Here is a 16,718-nt window from a genome sequence, read left to right on the forward strand (position 1 = left end):
AACAGATATAATTTATCGCTATTCAAAGTGATATTGCCTCCCTTAATACATCATCCCTGATGAACCAGTGAAGACTCTTTTCAGTTACGACATCAACTTTTCTTCCAAGAAGTTCCTCAAGATCATTAATTAACGCAACCTGATCAATAAGCGATCTATCCGGTTCAAATTCAACAAGAAAATCAATATCGCTTTCAGGAGTGTCTTCTCCCCGGGCAACCGAGCCGAAAATCCTCGTTTTGCGCACTCCATGAGATGCTGCTATCTCAAGGATCTCTTCACGCCTTTTCTTTACATCTTCAGACATGCCCATAACATTTACTCTGAAATTATATTCGGCCATAAGTTATTAATTTTATTCCATCTTCCAGTTCATGCAGAATTTGTGGACTTCCTGCGGAAAAATCTATTACTGATTGGAACAAATATGTTCCATGTGGAACAGTTTCAGACCAGCCAGATAATATCAGAACTATTAAAATCTCCGGCCTATCCAAGAGAGATGGCAAAAAGGCTTGGAGTATCTCATACAACAATAATCAGAAGGCTGAAAAATCTACTTGATGAAAATGTCGTTGATTACCGGAATGTTGGTAAAAATAAAGTATATCATCTCAAAAATACTATAGAAAGCCGGATAAATATTTACCAGGCCGAATATTCTAAACTTGAAAGGGTTGTTTTAAATTATCCAATACTAAGGCCGATAATCAATAAAATACAGGATAATGAAGATGTCGAACTTGCAATATTGTTTGGAAGTTATGCAAAAGGAACCTGCAATTCAGAAAGCGATATAGATATTTATATTGAAACAGAAGACAGATTAATTAAAAAAGAACTTGAAAGATTAAATTCTAAATTAAGTATAAAAATTGGCCTTTGGGACGAGAATAATCTCCTGATACAGGAGATTATTAAGGATCATATAATAATTAAGGGTGTGGAAAAATATTACGAGAGAAGAGGCTTTTTTAAATAAATTATTTCATGAAGGCAAAATTCAGATCGTTGAATCAAACGATAATGTATCATTATCATATAAAAATAAATCAGAAAGTTATCTGATTTCTGCAAAAATTCTCTTTGAAAACGGAAAACTTGAAGAAACGGTTTCAATGGCATATTACAGTATGTATTACATGCTTATGGCACTGCTCTTTAAAACCGGAATAAAATGTGAAAACCATTCAGCATCAATAATATTACTAAACAGAGTATTTCAGATTGATAATTCTAAAATTTTCGAGGCAAAAAAAGAGAGAATAGACAAACAATACTACGTGGATTTTACAATAAGTTCACATGATGTCTGCGAAATGATAAAAGATGCTGAATCATTCAACTCTGATATTTCATGGACAATAGAACGAATGAACACTGAAGAACTAAAAAGATATCAGAGCAGGATCTCAGAATTTCTTAAATAGCATCTTTAAAGATAATCCAGGATCAACCAATTGAAAACTTTACCGGAAAAATACAATGAACGAAGACGAAAGACTTGACAATATAATAACAGCCTTCTCGCCGGATAAAATATTCAAAGACATAATTGTCATATTCGTCTGGCTGATACTTGCAGTAATATTCATCTATGTACCAATCCTGAACCAGACACCACTAAGAGTCGTATTTGCACTTCCGGTAGTCTTATTCATCCCGGGATATGCACTAATAGCAGCCCTTTTTCCGGGCAACAGAGACATAGACGGAATCGAAAGAACAGCACTCTCATTCGGACTGTCAATTGCAGTAGTACCGCTCATTGGCCTCGGCCTCAACTACACCCCCTGGGGCATCAGGCTTGACCCGATTGTAACCTCCCTTGTGATCTTTACAACCGCAATGCTTCTCATTGCCCAGTACAGAAGATCCATAATTCCAAACGAAGAGCAGTTCCATGTACCCTTAAAGCCGATGATAGAAGAGGCTAAAGGAGAGCTTTTTCCGGAGGAGAGCACAAAACTGGACAGGATACTCTCAATAGTCCTGATAATATCAATTATAGCCGCAATAGGAACAACAATCTTTGTAATAGTTGTTCCAAAAGAGGGCGAGAAGTTCACAGAATTCTACATACTCGGAGAAGAAGGCATGGCAGCCGATTACCCGACCAAATTCTACGCCAGTACACCTCAGAATATCACAATCGGAGTCGGCAACCACGAATACAGAGATATAAACTACTTTGTTGAACTTTTCGCAGTAAACCAGACATTCAATGAAAAGACAAACACATCAAAGATAAATACAATGGAACTTCTGGGACGAAAAGAGATAACAGTTGCAGACAACACCACAGAAGAATTCGACTACACCTTCACAGTCAAAGATCCGGATGTAAACAAAATACAGTTCCTCCTCTTTGCAGACTCATACCCAAACAGTTCAGTCACAAAATTCGAAAGAATAAACGAGAGCTACAGAGATCTGCACCTCTGGGTTGATGTAAGAGAACCGATAAAAACCGGATAAATATCTGGAAACACCCTCATTTACAGAAAAAAACTTTCAAGCCTGAAATTTTAAACCCTGTTAGCATATGAAGATTCATTCTTCATCAATAATTCCCAGTTCACGGGCATTGATCAGGTACAGATCTATTGCCTCCCTGATATTGTACAGAGCCTCTTTCCGGCTGTCACCACAACTGGCAATCTCCGGTTTTAAGCATCTGGCAACATATACCCCGTTTTCCTCATAAACTGAGATTTTATAATCCATTATTATCACCCGAAATATCTGAACCAACAGCACCCAGAACAACCTTCAGATTATTCTTCTCCAAAGAGACATGCAGAATAACAACAGGTTTTAAAAGGCCCTTACAGAGCACACATGCAAAAAGACTGCATACCGGACATGGCGAAGAAGTGCAGCATTTTGGAGACTCTTCACGGATTTTTTTGCAGGCATCCTTCAGCATGAAATCCTCAACAGTAATCTCATAGTCATCCCCGGCCTTTTTAGCACTAACCTTTCCGGCAACCCTCAGATGATCCACAAAAACATTCCCTAAAATCTCGGAATATACATCAGGTGTCATCTCATCCGGAACTATAAACCCGTAATCCTCACACAATGCCTCATACAGTGAAGAGCATGCAGGCCGTACTGAAATTCCGGCAGACTCACCAGAAACCCTGAAGACATCAGACCCGCCCTCAGGATATCCCTTAAAGGCCGCAACCGGACTGAACTGGACAAATCCATCTTCAGCCGGAATAAAATGTGCATCACCATGCACCCTCAGGTCAGCAAAAATTCTGGATAAATTTACCGAAGAGTCCGGATAGAGCATAGCCGCCATACCGGGTTCAACCCCTTCATCTTTAGTAAAAGTCGCAAAGACAACACCTGAGAGGAACAAAACAACAGAGAGAACAATCATCATTGATGAGGTCATATCGCCACGGTCTGTTAAAAGCCCAAGAACAAGCATTACAAGGGATGAAACTACAAGAACAACTGCTGCATAAAAGTATGAATTAAGCTCACCGGAAGACGAAAACCAACCGGAAAGTGAGTCCTTTCTTCTCACAGACTTCTTCTTAATATCATCCGCAATACCTGATACAATCCCTGAAACATCACCAAAAATACCCATAATTAACTCCTGCCCTTTATATTCTTCCCCGCACCATGCTCAATGAAAATTCCGGCTGCAAAAACCGCAGCCAGAATTCCGCCGGCAAACAGCGTAAACAGATAAATATTCAAAAACCCGGCAGGAAGATACCCAACCGCAAGAAAGACAAAAATTCCGGCTGAAAAAACAGCAATATCCTTCCTCTCCCCGACTACCATGAAGATATAATACAATCCGAGAGCAAATTCCATAAAAAAACTGTAAAAAACCCCGGATTCTGCAAGTGAGAATACAAACGGCTGCCCGGCAAGAATCACAAAAAAAGGACTTACAATACCGGAATAATAACCGCTCCGCATATAAAACAACAGACCGGCAAAAAGGGCCAGCGTCAGCAGAGGATAAATCATATTTCCTGAAAGATATGCAGAAACCGCAAAGATAATTACGGAAATTCCGACAATCAGATAATCAGCATAATCCTTTGAGATAATATTCATAATGCCTCCAGAATATCGAATTTAAACTGCCTGAGAATTTTGAGATTCTCCTCAAACCCGGCAGATTTCGGAATGCAGCAATGCGTTTTTATGCCTCTTTTGGATGCAGCCTTTGCAATAACCCCGATATGACTCATATCACCACAACCTCCGGTCATAATCTTAATCCCGCCCGGATTATTCTTCTCAAAGAGTGCAAAGACCTCCTCCTCAAAGGAATATGCCCGCTCATAACCAGAAAATGCAGATTTAACCTCAGAATATCTCTCAGTCAGATCGCCCCGGATATTGCCGGTTCTGTACCTGTACATATGGACATCCCTGACAGAAGGGCCGATGTCATTTAAGATGTTCTTAACCGGAACTGCACCCGACCTGATCCTGCGGATGCCCACGAGGTTGCAGCCGGAAATTCTGACCAGTATTTTGTCCCTGTAATCTCCGGATGAGAGAACCGAACCCACAACACCTTTTAAGGGTTCAATATCCCGGCCAGACTCCTCAACATCAGGGAGGTCCACAATGAACATATCACCCTCACCCTCAATTCCGGTATATTCCCGGATGAAGAGTTTGCCCTGCTTGGCAGATACCTTCCAGTCAATGCTTCGTATATCGTCGGTGTATGTGTATTCACGATAGTCCCTGATACCCGAACCCTTAATTGGACGTATCCTGTCAACCTCCTTCTCACCGAAGAGCCGGGATTTGGCATCCGAAAATTTAAGTGAGGGAAATACCGTGATGTCATCAAGACCACTTTCAGGAATTAAAATTCCGGCTGAGAAGAAATATCCATCAAGAATAAGCCTCATCCCTACAGGAGATATACTGCCGTGTGCAAGGCATGTGACATTATATCTGACAGAACCAGAACCTCTCACAAAGCAGGTGTTACTGCCCGTAAACATCTCAGTTCCCACCGGAATTACATCCTCCGCACTTATGTCAAAAGGATAATCTCCCGGAACAGTAATATCTGCCGATATTTCTACAACCTCACCCCGGCGGACAAACTTCTTATCCAGACTGCGGCTTATCTCAGCAGCCGATGCAGCCCTCTTCAGATTAAAAAGAAGATAGTGATAATTCAGGAGCAGAATTCCGGATATGAAAAATCCGGAAATGGTGTAATTAAAATCCCGGAAGAAAACACCTGCCGCAGCTAAGATAACTGCCGACAGTACAACAGTCAGTCCGGGATTTTTAATTCTCAAACTCAGGGCACCTCTATAGTTCCAAGGATCTGATCAATGACATCAGCCGTGGTTATACTGCTGATCTCAGATTCATACTTAAGAATAACCCTGTGCTGAAGGACACGGTGGGCAACTGCCTTGACATCATCCGGAGTGACATATGTCCGCCCGTTTATTGCTGCAAGGGCTTTAGAACCTCTCAGAAGTGCAATGGAACCTCTCGAACTTGCACCAAGCCTGACATCGCCATGATTCCTGGTGGCAATTATAATATCACGGATATACCCAAGAACAGGAGGTTCAACCGTGATCTCCTTTACAGTTTCAGCGCCCCTGTCTATCTTCTCTGCGGACAGCAGCGGCTTTACCTTACCTGAAATAAAGCTCCAGTTAAGAGATCCTTTCTGCTCACGTGAGATAATTTCAAGTTCATCGTCCGCATCAAGATACTTTGAATTGATTGAGAACATGAACCTGTCCTTCTGCGCTTCAATGAGCGGGAATGTCCCCTCCTGCTCAAAGGGATTTTGTGTAGCAATTGTAAAGAACGGTTTATTGAGCTTTACACCACGGCCGTCAACAGTGACCTGCCTCTCGCTCATCGCCTCAATAAATGCACTCTGACTCCGTGGCGGAAGACGGTTTATCTCATCAATGAGCAGAATATTGGTGAATACAGGCCCTCTCTTAAACTCAAACTCATTCTCCCTCTGGTTCCAGATCCTGATACCGATAATATCTGACGGCTGGGTATCGACCGCACACTGAAGCCTTTTGCTCTCACATCCAAGCATTATTGATACCAGTTTTACAATCGTTGTTTTGGCTGTGCCCGGCACACCCTCGATTAAGACATGCCCGTCGCTTAAAACTCCGATGAGGATAGTCTCGACAAGGTTCTGGTTGCCTACAATATATGAACCGGTAATTTCACGTACCTGAGCACAGACGGATGCGATATCTTTTATTCCTTCTTCTATTGATTCTTTATTCATTTCTCTTTCCTTGCAAGGGCTAATATTGTCAGCAGCGTTACAATAATTATGACTGATATTTTTATAAAATCTGTGCTTTTAAGTGCACCAAGTATTCCGGAGAGGCCGTCAGCAGATGCTGCGGCAGAGTGCCTGTACTCAACAAGCAGATTATCTGACAGACCCATAATGTTCTGAATAAATCTGTCATTATCCCTCAGTCTCTTGTACCCGTACATCCGGTTGATAAAAAGACTTGAATCAGATAACAGATAAACCTGCCCTGCCTCGTCCCGCACCATAACAGATCTCTTCCCAAGTGGTTCTGTGGCATCTGCCTTACCGTTTCCGTTCGTATCAATCCAGGAGAGAAAAGAAGACCTCATCAGGCTTATACCGCCTTCTGCAACCGACGGACTGTTCAGTGCCACACTTTCAACTCCGGCTGTGATCCCGTCCTCTTTATATGGGTAGCAGATGATGAAACGCTTATTGTTGTACTCCATATCAGCACTGGAAAGATTTCCGGGAGTGACACTCAGCCCGGTTCCAAGGATACCAAGGAGAGTATTGGAATTTCCTGGTTCATCCGATATAAAGATCTTATTCCCATCCCTTAGAAATCTCATCAGAGCAGTAATCTCAGACGAAGTAAATTTGCCGTCCGGCTCTATCATCAGGAGGGTGCTGTTCTTTCGCCCATATAGATTTGAATAATCAGTAATGATCTTGGAACCGGCATCGTCATAAAACTGCGATGTCCCGTTCCAGTTGTAGTTGTAATGGCTGAATTCAGTGTCATTGCCGGAGAAATGTACATCAGCAACAAGAAGGGCTAAAATCAGCAGACCGAAGAATGCAATATGCCATGATCTCATGATTCACCCTCAGCATAGAACTCTCTGAAATTTTCACCGGCATCCAGATCATCAGTGATTTTATCAAATATATGATATAATGACAATTCATCACCTTTGTCATAAACTCCCTGATAAACCAGTTTTTCATAAAGCCTGATGAAGCTTTCAGTATCACTGATTACAGATTCATGAACCTTCACAGAAATTCCGGCCATAACTTCCGGAGATGAACCGCCGCTTTCTCTCTCACATATGCCACATAACCTGTGCATAAACTCATTTGCAGTCATTGATTTTTTATAGGAAATATTATATTTTCCGGCAATCACACCAAAGAGCACTGAAATAAGGAAGTGATATCCTTCAAAATACCCCGATTGTGAAATGACATCCAGATATCGCTTTTTAACGGACTTATCTCTCTTTTCCACCAGATGAATTGTTTTCTTTGTTGCAGGAGATTTCTTCAGATCTTCTTCAGTATTATCCTCATCTTCTCTTCCGGAATCTTTTCTGATCTTTAGTAAAGACAGTTCAGAAAACTTTGACAGCTTAGGAAGATCTTTTCTGTGATTTAATATATAATATCCGGCATAGCCAAAGAACAATGAGAAGAAGACCACAATAACAATGATCTCTATAGAAAACGAACCGGGGATATATATCTGAATCTCCCGGCTCTCTGATTTATCAACCGGATATGCAGGATTATCAAATACAGCATTTATAATGTGCAGACCTTCTCTAAGAGAAATATCTGCACTGAAATTACCATCATAACCTGTAACTGCATCTTTAATCTTTTTATTACCGGAGAGAAGTCCGACAGCTGCACCTGAAACAGGAATGCCATCGGCAGTCAGATTTCCAAAAAGCCGATAAATATTATTGCCTGATTCATCTGTTGCCTCACAATAATCAAGACTTAAGAGGCCCGGAAGGCTTTTGACCTCAAATTCAAAAACATCAGAATATGAAATTCCTGTTTTTGAATATACAGTATGCTTTCCGGTCTTAATACTCCTGACAGGATATTTGAATATATATCCACCATCCGGTTCAGCACCAGTCTCACCAGCCTTTTTGCTGTCTATGAATATTTCAACTGCCTTTTCATCATATACCCACTCAACTGCTCCTGAGATATTAAGAAGATCTCCATAATGAACAACCAAAGGAGATACATCTATAGAAATATCCTCAGGTCTTACATCCTCAGGTCTTACATCATCAGGTCTTACATCATCAGGTCTTACATCATCAGGTACGAAATCCTCCGGATTCAGTTCATCATCACCGCCAATCTCATGAATGCTTTTGGAACTCTCCTCAAGATGTGATGTTTCAACTTCATACTTCTTTGAAGACTCAGTCAGATCCCTGGTGCTTTTTTCAAGCCTTGCCGTATCGATGCCCATCTTCTTCTTTAAAGCCTCAATCTCATAAGTGACAGAGTAAAACTTATTGGAATCTCCGGACTCACGGTACTGGATCTGGAGCGTCTTTAAATCCTCCAGCAGTTCAGAATCCTGCACAGTCTCCTTTAAGGCTTCAAGCTGCTCCTTATTATTCCGCCTGAACTCCTCAATCTCAGAGTCATCCATATCCAGGTTTATTATAAGATTGTCATATCTTGAGGCCAGGCGTGCATACTCCTCTAAGTCCTCTTTTGCATCATCAAGATTTTTAATCTTAAGATTAATCACAATGGAATCAGAGAGATCGATGAAATCCTGCATCATGCCAAAGGCATTGGCAGACTCCTCCCTTGAGATCTGCCGCAGTGCATCCGGATTATTATGCATATCCGTTCCGGGGATGTCCTTTGGGGTGAAAAGTTCTGCTGAGTCAACAGTACTTAACAGAACAGATATGAAAAAGAGAGCAAGCACAGCAAGAATAAGTGCAGAATGAAACCTCTTCATCTGCTGATAATCTCCAGAACCTTAAATGCAACAATCAGTCCAAACACTCCGACCCCTGCCGAGATAACTACCTTCAGATTCCTGATATATGACGTGCTCAGATACGGTGAGTCAATCAGTTCAATTATTACAAGAATGCCTATAAGCCAGAGCACAAAAAGTATCTCAACATTCAGTATATTCGCGAGGGCCATAAAAATTACCACTATAGCCAGCCATACAGACAGAACCAAAAGAGTCAGTTTCTTCTTATCGCCCCACATTAATGAATAATATTGGGATTTGTATGTTTAAAGCAATTTTGTCTTGACACTCTGCCGCAATTTGAGAGATATAAAAGGATAATCAGGCAAAAAGGTCAATAAATGAATTCTGGCCGGCAGACACAAAAAATGAACAGACTAATCTGCAATGCAACAGTGAGAAGAGATTTATATCTACGAATTAAAATATATTCATGCAAAAAAGGCATACAATACTTATTCTTATGCTCCTTTTATCCGCAGCCATAATCATGTGCGCCGGATGCCTGCAGTCACAGGCAATGGAGAACAATGCAGAGCCGACAACCCCGGCAGCAGAAGAGACTGTAAAACCTGCAAACACTCCGGAATCAACTGCCGCAGCAGAGGAGACTGTAAACCCTGAAAACACTCCGGAATCAACTGCTACAGCAGAGGAGACTGTAAACCCTGAAAACACTCCGGAATCAACTGCCACAGCAGAAGATGAAACTGAATCAGAAGAAACCAACGATAATTCCGGATTAGAAGAACCTGCCGCAGGAGAATTATCCAACTCATCAGAGAGCAACCCCTATCTTCCGGTTGTAGTCTGTGAAAACATAACTCCTGTAGAATACAGACCAATCTGGCCGGCCGGAACAATACTGTCAGATGCAAAAGGCGAATCGAAAGGAATAATCACAAAAGTTGATCATAAACAGAACAAATACTACTTCAGAAACCTGATCCTTCCACCGGAAAACGGCGAACCATACCTCTTAAAAGATAACTCATTTGAACAGATGGGGCCTGTATTTGACTCAAAGTCAATTGAAGAGAAGTACCCCGGATATGAAGGAAAGATGATGAAGATAACAATCTACGGAAGAGGGGCAATAAAATCTGAGACCGGCTATCTTGAATACGACACAAAAGAGTCAATGAAGCACACTTCAGCTGATTAGATTCAGATTTCTTCTTTTTTTCCGGGAAAATATTCCGGAGAGATTAAGCACAGGCCCTTAAACTTTCAGTCTGTCAGGCAATACTTATCAGACTCATATGAAACAGTGCACTGTTTCATTCATTATCTGTGAACCGGCTGGTTCATGAATGACTGTTATGATTCCGGCATGCACTATAAACCGGATCAAAATTCAAAAAAAGATATTCAGACCGTATGGGTTACAGACGGAAGCTTTCCATCCGGATACGGCTTATTATATGTCTCTGTAAATCCGTCAGGGAATGTGATTGTTGTCTTATCAGGAACAAGTCTGTCGGATTCAGGAATATAGGCGCCAATTACAGCATTATTGCCTGAAAATTTCTTTGTATAACTCTCTACCTTATCATACGGAAGTGAAGGAGTCTTATATGCAGTCAAATTTCCGGATATTACTTTTGCAAAACCCGGAATCTTAAACGAGACCTCTTTTGAACTCAAATCAAGCACTTCGGCACCATCTCCGAATGCATCGGTAAGCCCGCCCTTTAAGATACCCTCCTTATTAGGGAATAATGCAAAAGCTATAGATTCACCCCACGAGAGTGAATAATCGTAATTAATTACTGCACTGCCGTCCGCCTGAACATCTATATTCAGATCGTGCGAATCAAATGCGCTTGCTCCGGACACTAATAGTGCGGATGCGATTATCAGCATCAGAAAATTTATTTTTATCTTCATCTTATCACCTGCCGTCGATATATTAACAGTATATAATCTGCCGGACTAAAAAATAGTATGGGTGGTTTTCTTCTCGGTTTTGTATTGATCAGTTATCCCGCCATCTTTTAAGATAGGCTAAAACATTGCCGGAAAAATATACGCCTTCCTGGACATTTCCGGGAGGTACTTTTTGGTTATTAGCAAGGTTTTTTATTTATTAAATACAGGAATATGTATGTCTTTTACATACGATATCGAAGTTCCGGCAGATGTGCCGGAGAGCGCAAAAGCGACTTATATCAAAAACTATGAGATGATCACCCACGCAAGCGGCAAACTCATGCTCTTTGCAGGCGATCAGAAGGTAGAGCACTTAAACAGCGACTTTTACGGCGAGGACATTCACGAAGACGATGCTGACCCCGAACACCTCTTCAGGATTGCTTCACAGGGCAAAATCGGAGTCTTTGCAACACAGCTCGGCCTTATCGCAAGGTACGGCAGAGATTACAGTGACATACCATATCTGGTAAAACTGAATTCAAAGACAAACCTCGTAAAGACAAAACAGAAGGACCCTTACAGCCCGCAGCTCTACACAGTCGGTCAGGTAGCAAAATTCAGGGAAATCTCAGGCCTTGATATCGCAGCAGTAGGCTATACAATCTACCTGGGCAGCGAATATGAGGACAAAATGCTCGCTGAAGCGGCAAACATCATCTTTGAAGCACACATCCACGGCCTTATCGTTGTTCTCTGGATATACCCAAGAGGAAAAGCAGTTGCAGACGAGAAGGACCCGCATCTAATCGCAGGCGCAGCAGGAGTGGCAGCAACAATTGGCGCCGACTTTGTCAAGGTAAACGCTCCCAAAAAGGAAGGATTCAACTCTGCTGAGATTTTAAAGGAGGCAACTGTCGCAGCCGGAAGAACAAAGGTTGTATGCGCAGGCGGTTCAAGCACCTCAGCCGAAGATTTCCTGAAGCAGTTATACGACCAGATCCACACCGGCGGAGCATCCGGAAACGCAACCGGAAGAAACATCCACCAGAAATCACTGGAAGAAGCCGTAAGAATGTGCAATGCCATCTCTGCAATAACAATTGACAACGCAGATGTCGAAGCTGCCCTTAAGATCTACAACGGAAACTGATCATAAACAGAGAACAGAAAAACAACCCAAAAATCTTTTTTTTCAGGTCAAAACTCCGGATTACAACTCAATCTCAAGCGTTACAGGACAGTGGTCCGAACCGTAAATATGTGCAAGAATTTCAGCACTTACAGCATGCTCCAAAAATTTTTTACTGACAAAGAAATAATCTATCCGCCAGCCGACATTCCTCTCCCTTGCACGGCTCTTTAAATCATACCAGGAATAGTAGCCGCCCTCTTTTGTAAACATCCGGAACGAATCGGCAAAACCGGCATCAAGAAGCTTATCAATCCAGGCCCTCTCCACCGGAAGAAAACCCGAAACATTTTCATTTGCCTTCGGCCTTGCGAGATCAATCTCCTTATGAGCAGTATTGACATCACCGCAGATGATGACATTTCTGCCGTCAGCAAGAAGCTTCTCTGCCTGGTTCAGGCATTCATTATAAAAATCAAGTTTAAAATCAAGCCTTTCAGCAGATGCTTTTCCGTTAGGGAAATATATGTTAAAGAGTGAAAAATCAGGATAATCAGCTATGATTATGCGCCCCTCGGTATCAAATCGATCAGAGCCGAATCCGAATCTGACAGATTCCGGTTCATCCTTTGAATAAAGTGCAACCCCGCTGTAGCCCTTCTTTTCTGCTGAGGAGAAGTAAGAGAAATAACCCTCAGGATGCCTGAGCTCTGAGGGCAGCTGATCCTCATGCGCCTTCGTCTCCTGAATACAGAGTATATCAGGACTGTATTCCTTTACAAAATCTAAAAAACCCTTCTTATGCACAGCACGTATTCCATTAACATTCCATGAGACAAGCCTTTTTATCAGGACAAAAACCTCCTGTAAATAGATAACATAACATTTCAGATAATCTTTATTGGTCAGAATAAATAGTAATTAACAGGAAATATCCAATGAGAGTCAAGATTTGCGGAATTACAGATAAAAACGATGCGTTATTTGCAGAAACATCAGGCGCGGATGCAGTAGGGGTAGTAATATCAGGGGAATCGAAGAGAAATGTCACAGCCGGTGAGGCAAAAGAGATCTTTTCAGTACTTGGACCGTTTGTCTCAACCGTGATTGTGACCCATACAGAATCAGAAGATGAGATGAGAGAGATTGCAGAGGTAAACCCGTCTGCAATACAGGTTTCAACAGATGTCAGGATTCCTGATTCATACCGGGGAAAGATTATCCGCGTTGTATCTGATAAAAAGCATAATCCTGAAGAACTTCCCAAAAACTGTGATGCCATAATCATAGATTCAAGCAGGGGGGAGGGGAGTTTATTCAGCCGGGATTTTGCAGAAAAAGTCATAAAAAATTCAGATGTTCCGGTAATACTTGCAGGAGGGCTTAATCCGGAAAATGTAGGTGAGGCGATACGGAAACTCAGCCCCTATGCCGTTGACGTCTGCTCAGGTGTTGAGGAGAGTCCCGGTATCAAAGACCGCTTTTTAGTCCTCAATTTCCTGAAGGCTGCCGGCAAACTTCCGGTACTGAAAAGAAAAAAGACCTGATCAGGGAAGAATAAGAATCATTCCGCCGGATTATTTCTCCGGCGGATAATTTCAAAGTGAAAAATACCACCTGCAAAATCAGGTCATTTTACCGGAACACAGGGCCGGACTGTGGCTCCACATCAACATCAAATTCATCGAGGAATGGCATGACGCCCTTGATATAATATGAATCGCCGCCCGGACTTTTGACTGCGCCAAAATCAACCACTTTTATCATAAGAGGGAATTCCTTCAGCCGCCCTTTGAATGTGGGATCATTCTCCTCCCCAAAATTCAGGAAGAAATCAACCGGAACAAAAGGTCTGCCCTCCACCGGTTCATCTGCAAAATCAGCGAGATCCTTTCCATAGGATGAATTTACTGCAAGTTCCGGCTCAAAATATAGAACAACCTCAACAGAGAACAATTTCCCCCATTTTCTGAGATCAAGAACATCGTAACTTTTACCTTTTATAATGCCCATTGAAGAGAACTTCTCCTCTGTCGTATCGCCGGGCAGGTCTGTAAAATTTTTCTTAGCCACAATAATCAGGGTAATTTATGATTTTTGGGAATTAAAAAAGTGAGTGATAATGTATACTAAAATCATCCGGAATATTAAAATATAAATAAATTCAACCAAGAAACGTAATTAAAGATATAAGGAGTTTAAGAAAATATGCCGGAATTTGGATCACCATTCTCAGGTCTTGCAAACGACAGAAAACTGACAGATGAGGAACTAATCAGGGCTGTGCGCTTCATGGTCTCAGCAGAGTATGAGGCAATTCAGCTTTATATGCAGCTTGCAGAGTCAACAGACAATGAACTTGCAAAAGAAGTATTAAAAGATATTGCAGATGAAGAGAGAGTCCATGCAGGCGAATTCTTAAGACTTCTCCACCACCTCGCACCTGACGAGCAGAAGTTCTATGACGAAGGTTACGGGGAAGTTGAAGAAGAGATTGAGAAGATGAAAAAATAAACCAGAACTTTTTTTCACCGGATTTTTAGGTCCGGAAATATCTACAAAAAACAGAGCATACCGGAAATACATATTACAGACGCATTACTTTTTTTCGTAACGATCGGCATCCTAATCATAATTGATCACCATAGATAAGGATGGTTTTTATGACAGAATGTGAAAATGTGCAGGACATGATCCGCCTCATGGCATCCAAACTGGAAGAGATGGCAGACTCTCTCTCAGATAAGGAGGTCAAACAGTTTATAGACGAGATTCTGGGTGCAAGGAGCATCTATGTAATGGGCGCCGGAAGATCAGGCCTTGTTGCAAAATCTTTTGCAATGAGGCTTATGCATCTCGGACTGAAGTCATATGTGATAGGTGAGACTATAACTCCGGCGATGAAGGACGGAGATACCGTGGTCGCCTTTTCAGGGTCAGGAGAAACAAAGACAATCGCAGAACTCTGTGAGACCGCAAAGGCACTCAACGGCAGAATATGTCTTGTCACATCAAAGAAGGACTCAAGAATTGGAAAGATTGCCAACTCTACAGTGGTCATCGAGAGTCACAGGGATCAGGTGGACGATGAATCAGCAGAGTATGAGATCAGGCAGATGATGGGCGATCACAAATCCTTTGCACCGCTTGGCACACTCTTCGAGACAGGCTCAATGGTATTTGCAGACTCAATAATCTCCGCAGTTATGGAAATTATCGAATGTGAAGAGTCTGACCTGAAATGCCGGCACGCAAATATCGAATGAATAAATAAATCCAGACTTCCGGGCATAACAGATAAAAAATACCCTTTCTGAAAATTGGAGAAGAGTCAAAATAATATTTTTTCAGGCTCATCTCCGGCAGCACAGCCCCACTGAATTTATATGACAATTCCCGGAGGTGTAACTTTTTTGGAAAAGATTACTATCATACAGATCAAACCGTAAAATACAGGTAATGGTACAAATATGACAGAATATTCCAGAAGGGTGACCGGAATTGAGATGTCCGGCATAAGAAAATTCTTCCAGAAGGCAAAACCGGATTCGGTCAATCTTGGAATCGGACAGCCTGATTTTCCAACCCCAAAACATATAAAAAAAGCCGGCATTGAGGCGATTGAGAATAACCTCACCGGGTACACCTTCAATTACGGTGTACCGGAGTTAAGAGAGGCACTCTCAAAGAAGTTTAAGAGAGAGAATAACCTCTCATACAGTGCAGATCAGATAATTGTCACCGCAGGCGCTGGTGAAGCTCTGCATATTGCAATGCAGACCCTTGTGGATGAGGGAGATAAAGTATTATTCCCTGATCCCGGTTTTGTATCATACCGGGAATGTGCTGTCCTCGCCGGAGGAATTCCAGAGCCTTTTGCACTTACAGAAGACCTTGAAATAGATCCTGAAGCTCTAAAGTCGATGATCGATGATGCAAAGGTAATTGTGCTCAATTCACCCGGAAATCCGACCGGGACAGTTGAAAGCGTTGATACCATCAGAGCAGTGGTCGAATATGCGGATGACAAAGGAGTAACTGTCATATCTGATGAGGTATATGAACATTTCATCTATGACGGGGATAAACATGTCAGTGCCGCAGCATTCGGGGATAATGTCGTAACAATAAATGCTGCAAGCAAGACCTTCTCAATGACAGGGTGGAGACTTGGGTTCATCGCCGGAAGTGAGGATTTCATCGAGCAGAGTGTCAAGGTGCACCAGTACTGCCAGACCTGCGCAACCTCAATCTCCCAGTATGCCGCAATTGCAGGGTACACCGGCAGTATGGACTGTGTATGGGAGATGAGGGACGAATATGAAGCCCGGAGAAACCTGCTTTATGACGGACTTACCAATCTCGGCTTTGACTTTAAGAAACCCGGCGGTGCATTTTATCTGTTTGTCCCGATGAATGAAGAGACGTTCAAAAAGATCATTGATGCAGGAGTTATCGCAATTCCGGGCGATGCATTCGGTGAAAATTCAAAAAATTATGCAAGGTTCAGCTATGCAGCCTCAGAAGAGAATATAAAAGAGGCACTGCTCAGAATGAAAAATATAATCTGAGATTTAAAAAAATCCGGGCTTTAAGTCCGGCATCAGATGATCTGAAATAAAAATCAGATCGATTAAATA

Annotated in this window: 21 protein-coding genes; 9 read left to right on the forward strand and 12 right to left on the reverse strand. The window is 42.0% G+C overall.

The annotated features are described in order from the left end of the window. Positions 1–22 precede the first annotated feature (22 nt). Positions 23–343, reverse strand: coding sequence for a nucleotidyltransferase family protein (locus METLIM_RS01500; protein WP_004076090.1), 321 nt, complete (start codon positions 341–343; stop codon positions 23–25). 84 nt (positions 344–427) lie between these two features. Between METLIM_RS01500 and METLIM_RS01505 the strand changes: the two genes are divergently transcribed. From METLIM_RS01505 to METLIM_RS01515, 3 genes are read left to right on the forward strand one after another with little or no spacing between them, the layout of a single operon-like run. Further along, on the forward strand, positions 428–982 hold the full coding sequence (locus METLIM_RS01505) for a nucleotidyltransferase domain-containing protein (protein WP_004076091.1): 555 nt from the start codon (positions 428–430) through the stop codon (positions 980–982). Continuing rightward, positions 942–1,430, forward strand: a complete 489-nt coding sequence (locus METLIM_RS01510; protein ID WP_004076092.1) for a HEPN domain-containing protein — start codon at positions 942–944, stop codon at positions 1,428–1,430. The genes METLIM_RS01505 and METLIM_RS01510 overlap by 41 nt, the downstream gene beginning before the upstream one ends. 55 nt (positions 1,431–1,485) lie before the next feature. After that, on the forward strand, positions 1,486–2,478 hold the full coding sequence (locus METLIM_RS01515) for a DUF1616 domain-containing protein (protein WP_004076093.1): 993 nt from the start codon (positions 1,486–1,488) through the stop codon (positions 2,476–2,478). 75 nt (positions 2,479–2,553) lie between these two features. Here the strand turns inward: METLIM_RS01515 and METLIM_RS16385 are convergent, their stop codons facing one another. The 8 genes from METLIM_RS16385 to METLIM_RS01550 are packed head-to-tail and all read right to left on the reverse strand — an operon-like array spanning position 2,554 to position 9,313. Continuing rightward, positions 2,554–2,727 (reverse strand): type II toxin-antitoxin system HicB family antitoxin, encoded by a 174-nt coding sequence (locus METLIM_RS16385; protein ID WP_004076094.1) that lies wholly within the window; start codon positions 2,725–2,727, stop codon positions 2,554–2,556. Beyond that, positions 2,717–3,610, reverse strand: a complete 894-nt coding sequence (locus tag METLIM_RS01520; RefSeq protein WP_004076095.1) for a hypothetical protein — start codon at positions 3,608–3,610, stop codon at positions 2,717–2,719. Before METLIM_RS01520 ends, METLIM_RS16385 begins: the two co-directional genes overlap by 11 nt. Positions 3,611–3,612: 2 nt before the next feature. After that, on the reverse strand, positions 3,613–4,092 hold the full coding sequence (locus METLIM_RS01525) for a hypothetical protein (protein ID WP_004076096.1): 480 nt from the start codon (positions 4,090–4,092) through the stop codon (positions 3,613–3,615). Then, positions 4,089–5,309, reverse strand: a complete 1,221-nt coding sequence (locus METLIM_RS01530) for a DUF58 domain-containing protein (protein ID WP_004076097.1) — start codon at positions 5,307–5,309, stop codon at positions 4,089–4,091. Before METLIM_RS01530 ends, METLIM_RS01525 begins: the two co-directional genes overlap by 4 nt. A gap of 2 nt (positions 5,310–5,311) precedes the next feature. Continuing rightward, on the reverse strand, positions 5,312–6,286 hold the full coding sequence (locus tag METLIM_RS01535; protein ID WP_004076098.1) for an AAA family ATPase: 975 nt from the start codon (positions 6,284–6,286) through the stop codon (positions 5,312–5,314). Beyond that, positions 6,283–7,143, reverse strand: a complete 861-nt coding sequence (locus tag METLIM_RS01540; protein WP_004076099.1) for a DUF4350 domain-containing protein — start codon at positions 7,141–7,143, stop codon at positions 6,283–6,285. Before METLIM_RS01540 ends, METLIM_RS01535 begins: the two co-directional genes overlap by 4 nt. Continuing rightward, on the reverse strand, positions 7,140–9,050 hold the full coding sequence (locus tag METLIM_RS01545) for a hypothetical protein (protein WP_004076100.1): 1,911 nt from the start codon (positions 9,048–9,050) through the stop codon (positions 7,140–7,142). Before METLIM_RS01545 ends, METLIM_RS01540 begins: the two co-directional genes overlap by 4 nt. Further along, positions 9,047–9,313, reverse strand: coding sequence for a hypothetical protein (locus METLIM_RS01550; protein ID WP_004076101.1), 267 nt, complete (start codon positions 9,311–9,313; stop codon positions 9,047–9,049). Before METLIM_RS01550 ends, METLIM_RS01545 begins: the two co-directional genes overlap by 4 nt. A 194-nt stretch (positions 9,314–9,507) precedes the next feature. Here METLIM_RS01550 and METLIM_RS01555 point away from each other — a divergent pair, with 194 nt between their 5' ends. Then, positions 9,508–10,239: a hypothetical protein gene (locus tag METLIM_RS01555; protein WP_048145468.1), complete on the forward strand. Its 732-nt coding sequence runs from the start codon at positions 9,508–9,510 to the stop codon at positions 10,237–10,239. Positions 10,240–10,445: 206 nt separating this feature from the next. Here METLIM_RS01555 and METLIM_RS01560 read toward each other — a convergent pair whose 3' ends face one another. Next, entirely contained in the window at positions 10,446–10,964 is a 519-nt protein-coding gene (locus tag METLIM_RS01560) for a hypothetical protein (RefSeq protein WP_004076103.1), read from the reverse strand. A 217-nt stretch (positions 10,965–11,181) separates the two neighbouring features. On the opposite strand from METLIM_RS01560, the gene METLIM_RS01565 reads away from it, so the two are divergent. Beyond that, on the forward strand, positions 11,182–12,099 hold the full coding sequence (locus tag METLIM_RS01565; protein ID WP_004076104.1) for a beta/alpha barrel domain-containing protein: 918 nt from the start codon (positions 11,182–11,184) through the stop codon (positions 12,097–12,099). A gap of 60 nt (positions 12,100–12,159) precedes the next feature. Here METLIM_RS01565 and xth read toward each other — a convergent pair whose 3' ends face one another. After that, entirely contained in the window at positions 12,160–12,990 is an 831-nt protein-coding gene (gene xth, locus METLIM_RS01570; protein ID WP_394295889.1) for an exodeoxyribonuclease III, read from the reverse strand. A gap of 26 nt (positions 12,991–13,016) precedes the next feature. Here xth and METLIM_RS01575 point away from each other — a divergent pair, with 26 nt between their 5' ends. Continuing rightward, a complete protein-coding gene (locus tag METLIM_RS01575) occupies positions 13,017–13,625 on the forward strand; it encodes a phosphoribosylanthranilate isomerase (protein ID WP_004076106.1) in 609 nt (202 codons plus the stop codon). Positions 13,626–13,713: 88 nt separating this feature from the next. Here the strand turns inward: METLIM_RS01575 and METLIM_RS01580 are convergent, their stop codons facing one another. Continuing rightward, positions 13,714–14,151 carry a hypothetical protein gene (locus METLIM_RS01580; RefSeq protein WP_004076107.1) on the reverse strand — a complete coding sequence of 146 codons (438 nt, stop codon included), beginning with the start codon at positions 14,149–14,151 and terminating at the stop codon, positions 13,714–13,716. Positions 14,152–14,286: 135 nt separating this feature from the next. Between METLIM_RS01580 and METLIM_RS01585 the strand changes: the two genes are divergently transcribed. The 3 genes from METLIM_RS01585 (at position 14,287) to METLIM_RS01595 (ending at position 16,649) form a co-directional block, all read left to right on the forward strand. Next, positions 14,287–14,592 carry a ferritin family protein gene (locus METLIM_RS01585; protein WP_004076108.1) on the forward strand — a complete coding sequence of 102 codons (306 nt, stop codon included), beginning with the start codon at positions 14,287–14,289 and terminating at the stop codon, positions 14,590–14,592. 149 nt (positions 14,593–14,741) lie between these two features. Next, the gene (hxlB, locus tag METLIM_RS01590; RefSeq protein ID WP_004076109.1) at positions 14,742–15,344 is read left to right on the forward strand and encodes a 6-phospho-3-hexuloisomerase; all 603 of its coding nucleotides are present in this window, start codon (positions 14,742–14,744) and stop codon (positions 15,342–15,344) included. A 204-nt stretch (positions 15,345–15,548) separates the two neighbouring features. After that, a complete protein-coding gene (locus METLIM_RS01595) occupies positions 15,549–16,649 on the forward strand; it encodes a pyridoxal phosphate-dependent aminotransferase (RefSeq protein ID WP_004076110.1) in 1,101 nt (366 codons plus the stop codon). Positions 16,650–16,718 lie beyond the last annotated feature (69 nt).

Source organism: Methanoplanus limicola DSM 2279 (assembly GCF_000243255.1).
GTDB lineage: Archaea > Halobacteriota > Methanomicrobia > Methanomicrobiales > Methanomicrobiaceae > Methanoplanus > Methanoplanus limicola.

Bases quoted from the DNA above. Each gene is read 5' to 3' on its own strand.
- METLIM_RS01560 (WP_004076103.1), bottom strand. From the start codon at position 10,964: ATGAAGATAAAAATAAATTTTCTGATGCTGATAATCGCATCCGCACTA.
- METLIM_RS01525 (WP_004076096.1), bottom strand. From the start codon at position 4,092: ATGAATATTATCTCAAAGGATTATGCTGATTATCTGATTGTCGGAATT.
- METLIM_RS01575 (WP_004076106.1), top strand. From the start codon at position 13,017: ATGAGAGTCAAGATTTGCGGAATTACAGATAAAAACGATGCGTTATTT.
- METLIM_RS01555 (WP_048145468.1), top strand. From the start codon at position 9,508: ATGCAAAAAAGGCATACAATACTTATTCTTATGCTCCTTTTATCCGCA.
- METLIM_RS01545 (WP_004076100.1), bottom strand. From the start codon at position 9,050: ATGAAGAGGTTTCATTCTGCACTTATTCTTGCTGTGCTTGCTCTCTTT.
- METLIM_RS01585 (WP_004076108.1), top strand. From the start codon at position 14,287: ATGCCGGAATTTGGATCACCATTCTCAGGTCTTGCAAACGACAGAAAA.
- METLIM_RS01505 (WP_004076091.1), top strand. From the start codon at position 428: ATGTTCCATGTGGAACAGTTTCAGACCAGCCAGATAATATCAGAACTA.
- METLIM_RS01520 (WP_004076095.1), bottom strand. From the start codon at position 3,610: ATGGGTATTTTTGGTGATGTTTCAGGGATTGTATCAGGTATTGCGGAT.
- hxlB (WP_004076109.1), top strand. From the start codon at position 14,742: ATGACAGAATGTGAAAATGTGCAGGACATGATCCGCCTCATGGCATCC.
- METLIM_RS01500 (WP_004076090.1), bottom strand. From the start codon at position 343: ATGGCCGAATATAATTTCAGAGTAAATGTTATGGGCATGTCTGAAGAT.
- METLIM_RS16385 (WP_004076094.1), bottom strand. From the start codon at position 2,727: ATGGATTATAAAATCTCAGTTTATGAGGAAAACGGGGTATATGTTGCC.
- METLIM_RS01515 (WP_004076093.1), top strand. From the start codon at position 1,486: ATGAACGAAGACGAAAGACTTGACAATATAATAACAGCCTTCTCGCCG.
- METLIM_RS01565 (WP_004076104.1), top strand. From the start codon at position 11,182: ATGTCTTTTACATACGATATCGAAGTTCCGGCAGATGTGCCGGAGAGC.
- METLIM_RS01550 (WP_004076101.1), bottom strand. From the start codon at position 9,313: ATGTGGGGCGATAAGAAGAAACTGACTCTTTTGGTTCTGTCTGTATGG.
- METLIM_RS01535 (WP_004076098.1), bottom strand. From the start codon at position 6,286: ATGAATAAAGAATCAATAGAAGAAGGAATAAAAGATATCGCATCCGTC.
- METLIM_RS01540 (WP_004076099.1), bottom strand. From the start codon at position 7,143: ATGAGATCATGGCATATTGCATTCTTCGGTCTGCTGATTTTAGCCCTT.
- METLIM_RS01595 (WP_004076110.1), top strand. From the start codon at position 15,549: ATGACAGAATATTCCAGAAGGGTGACCGGAATTGAGATGTCCGGCATA.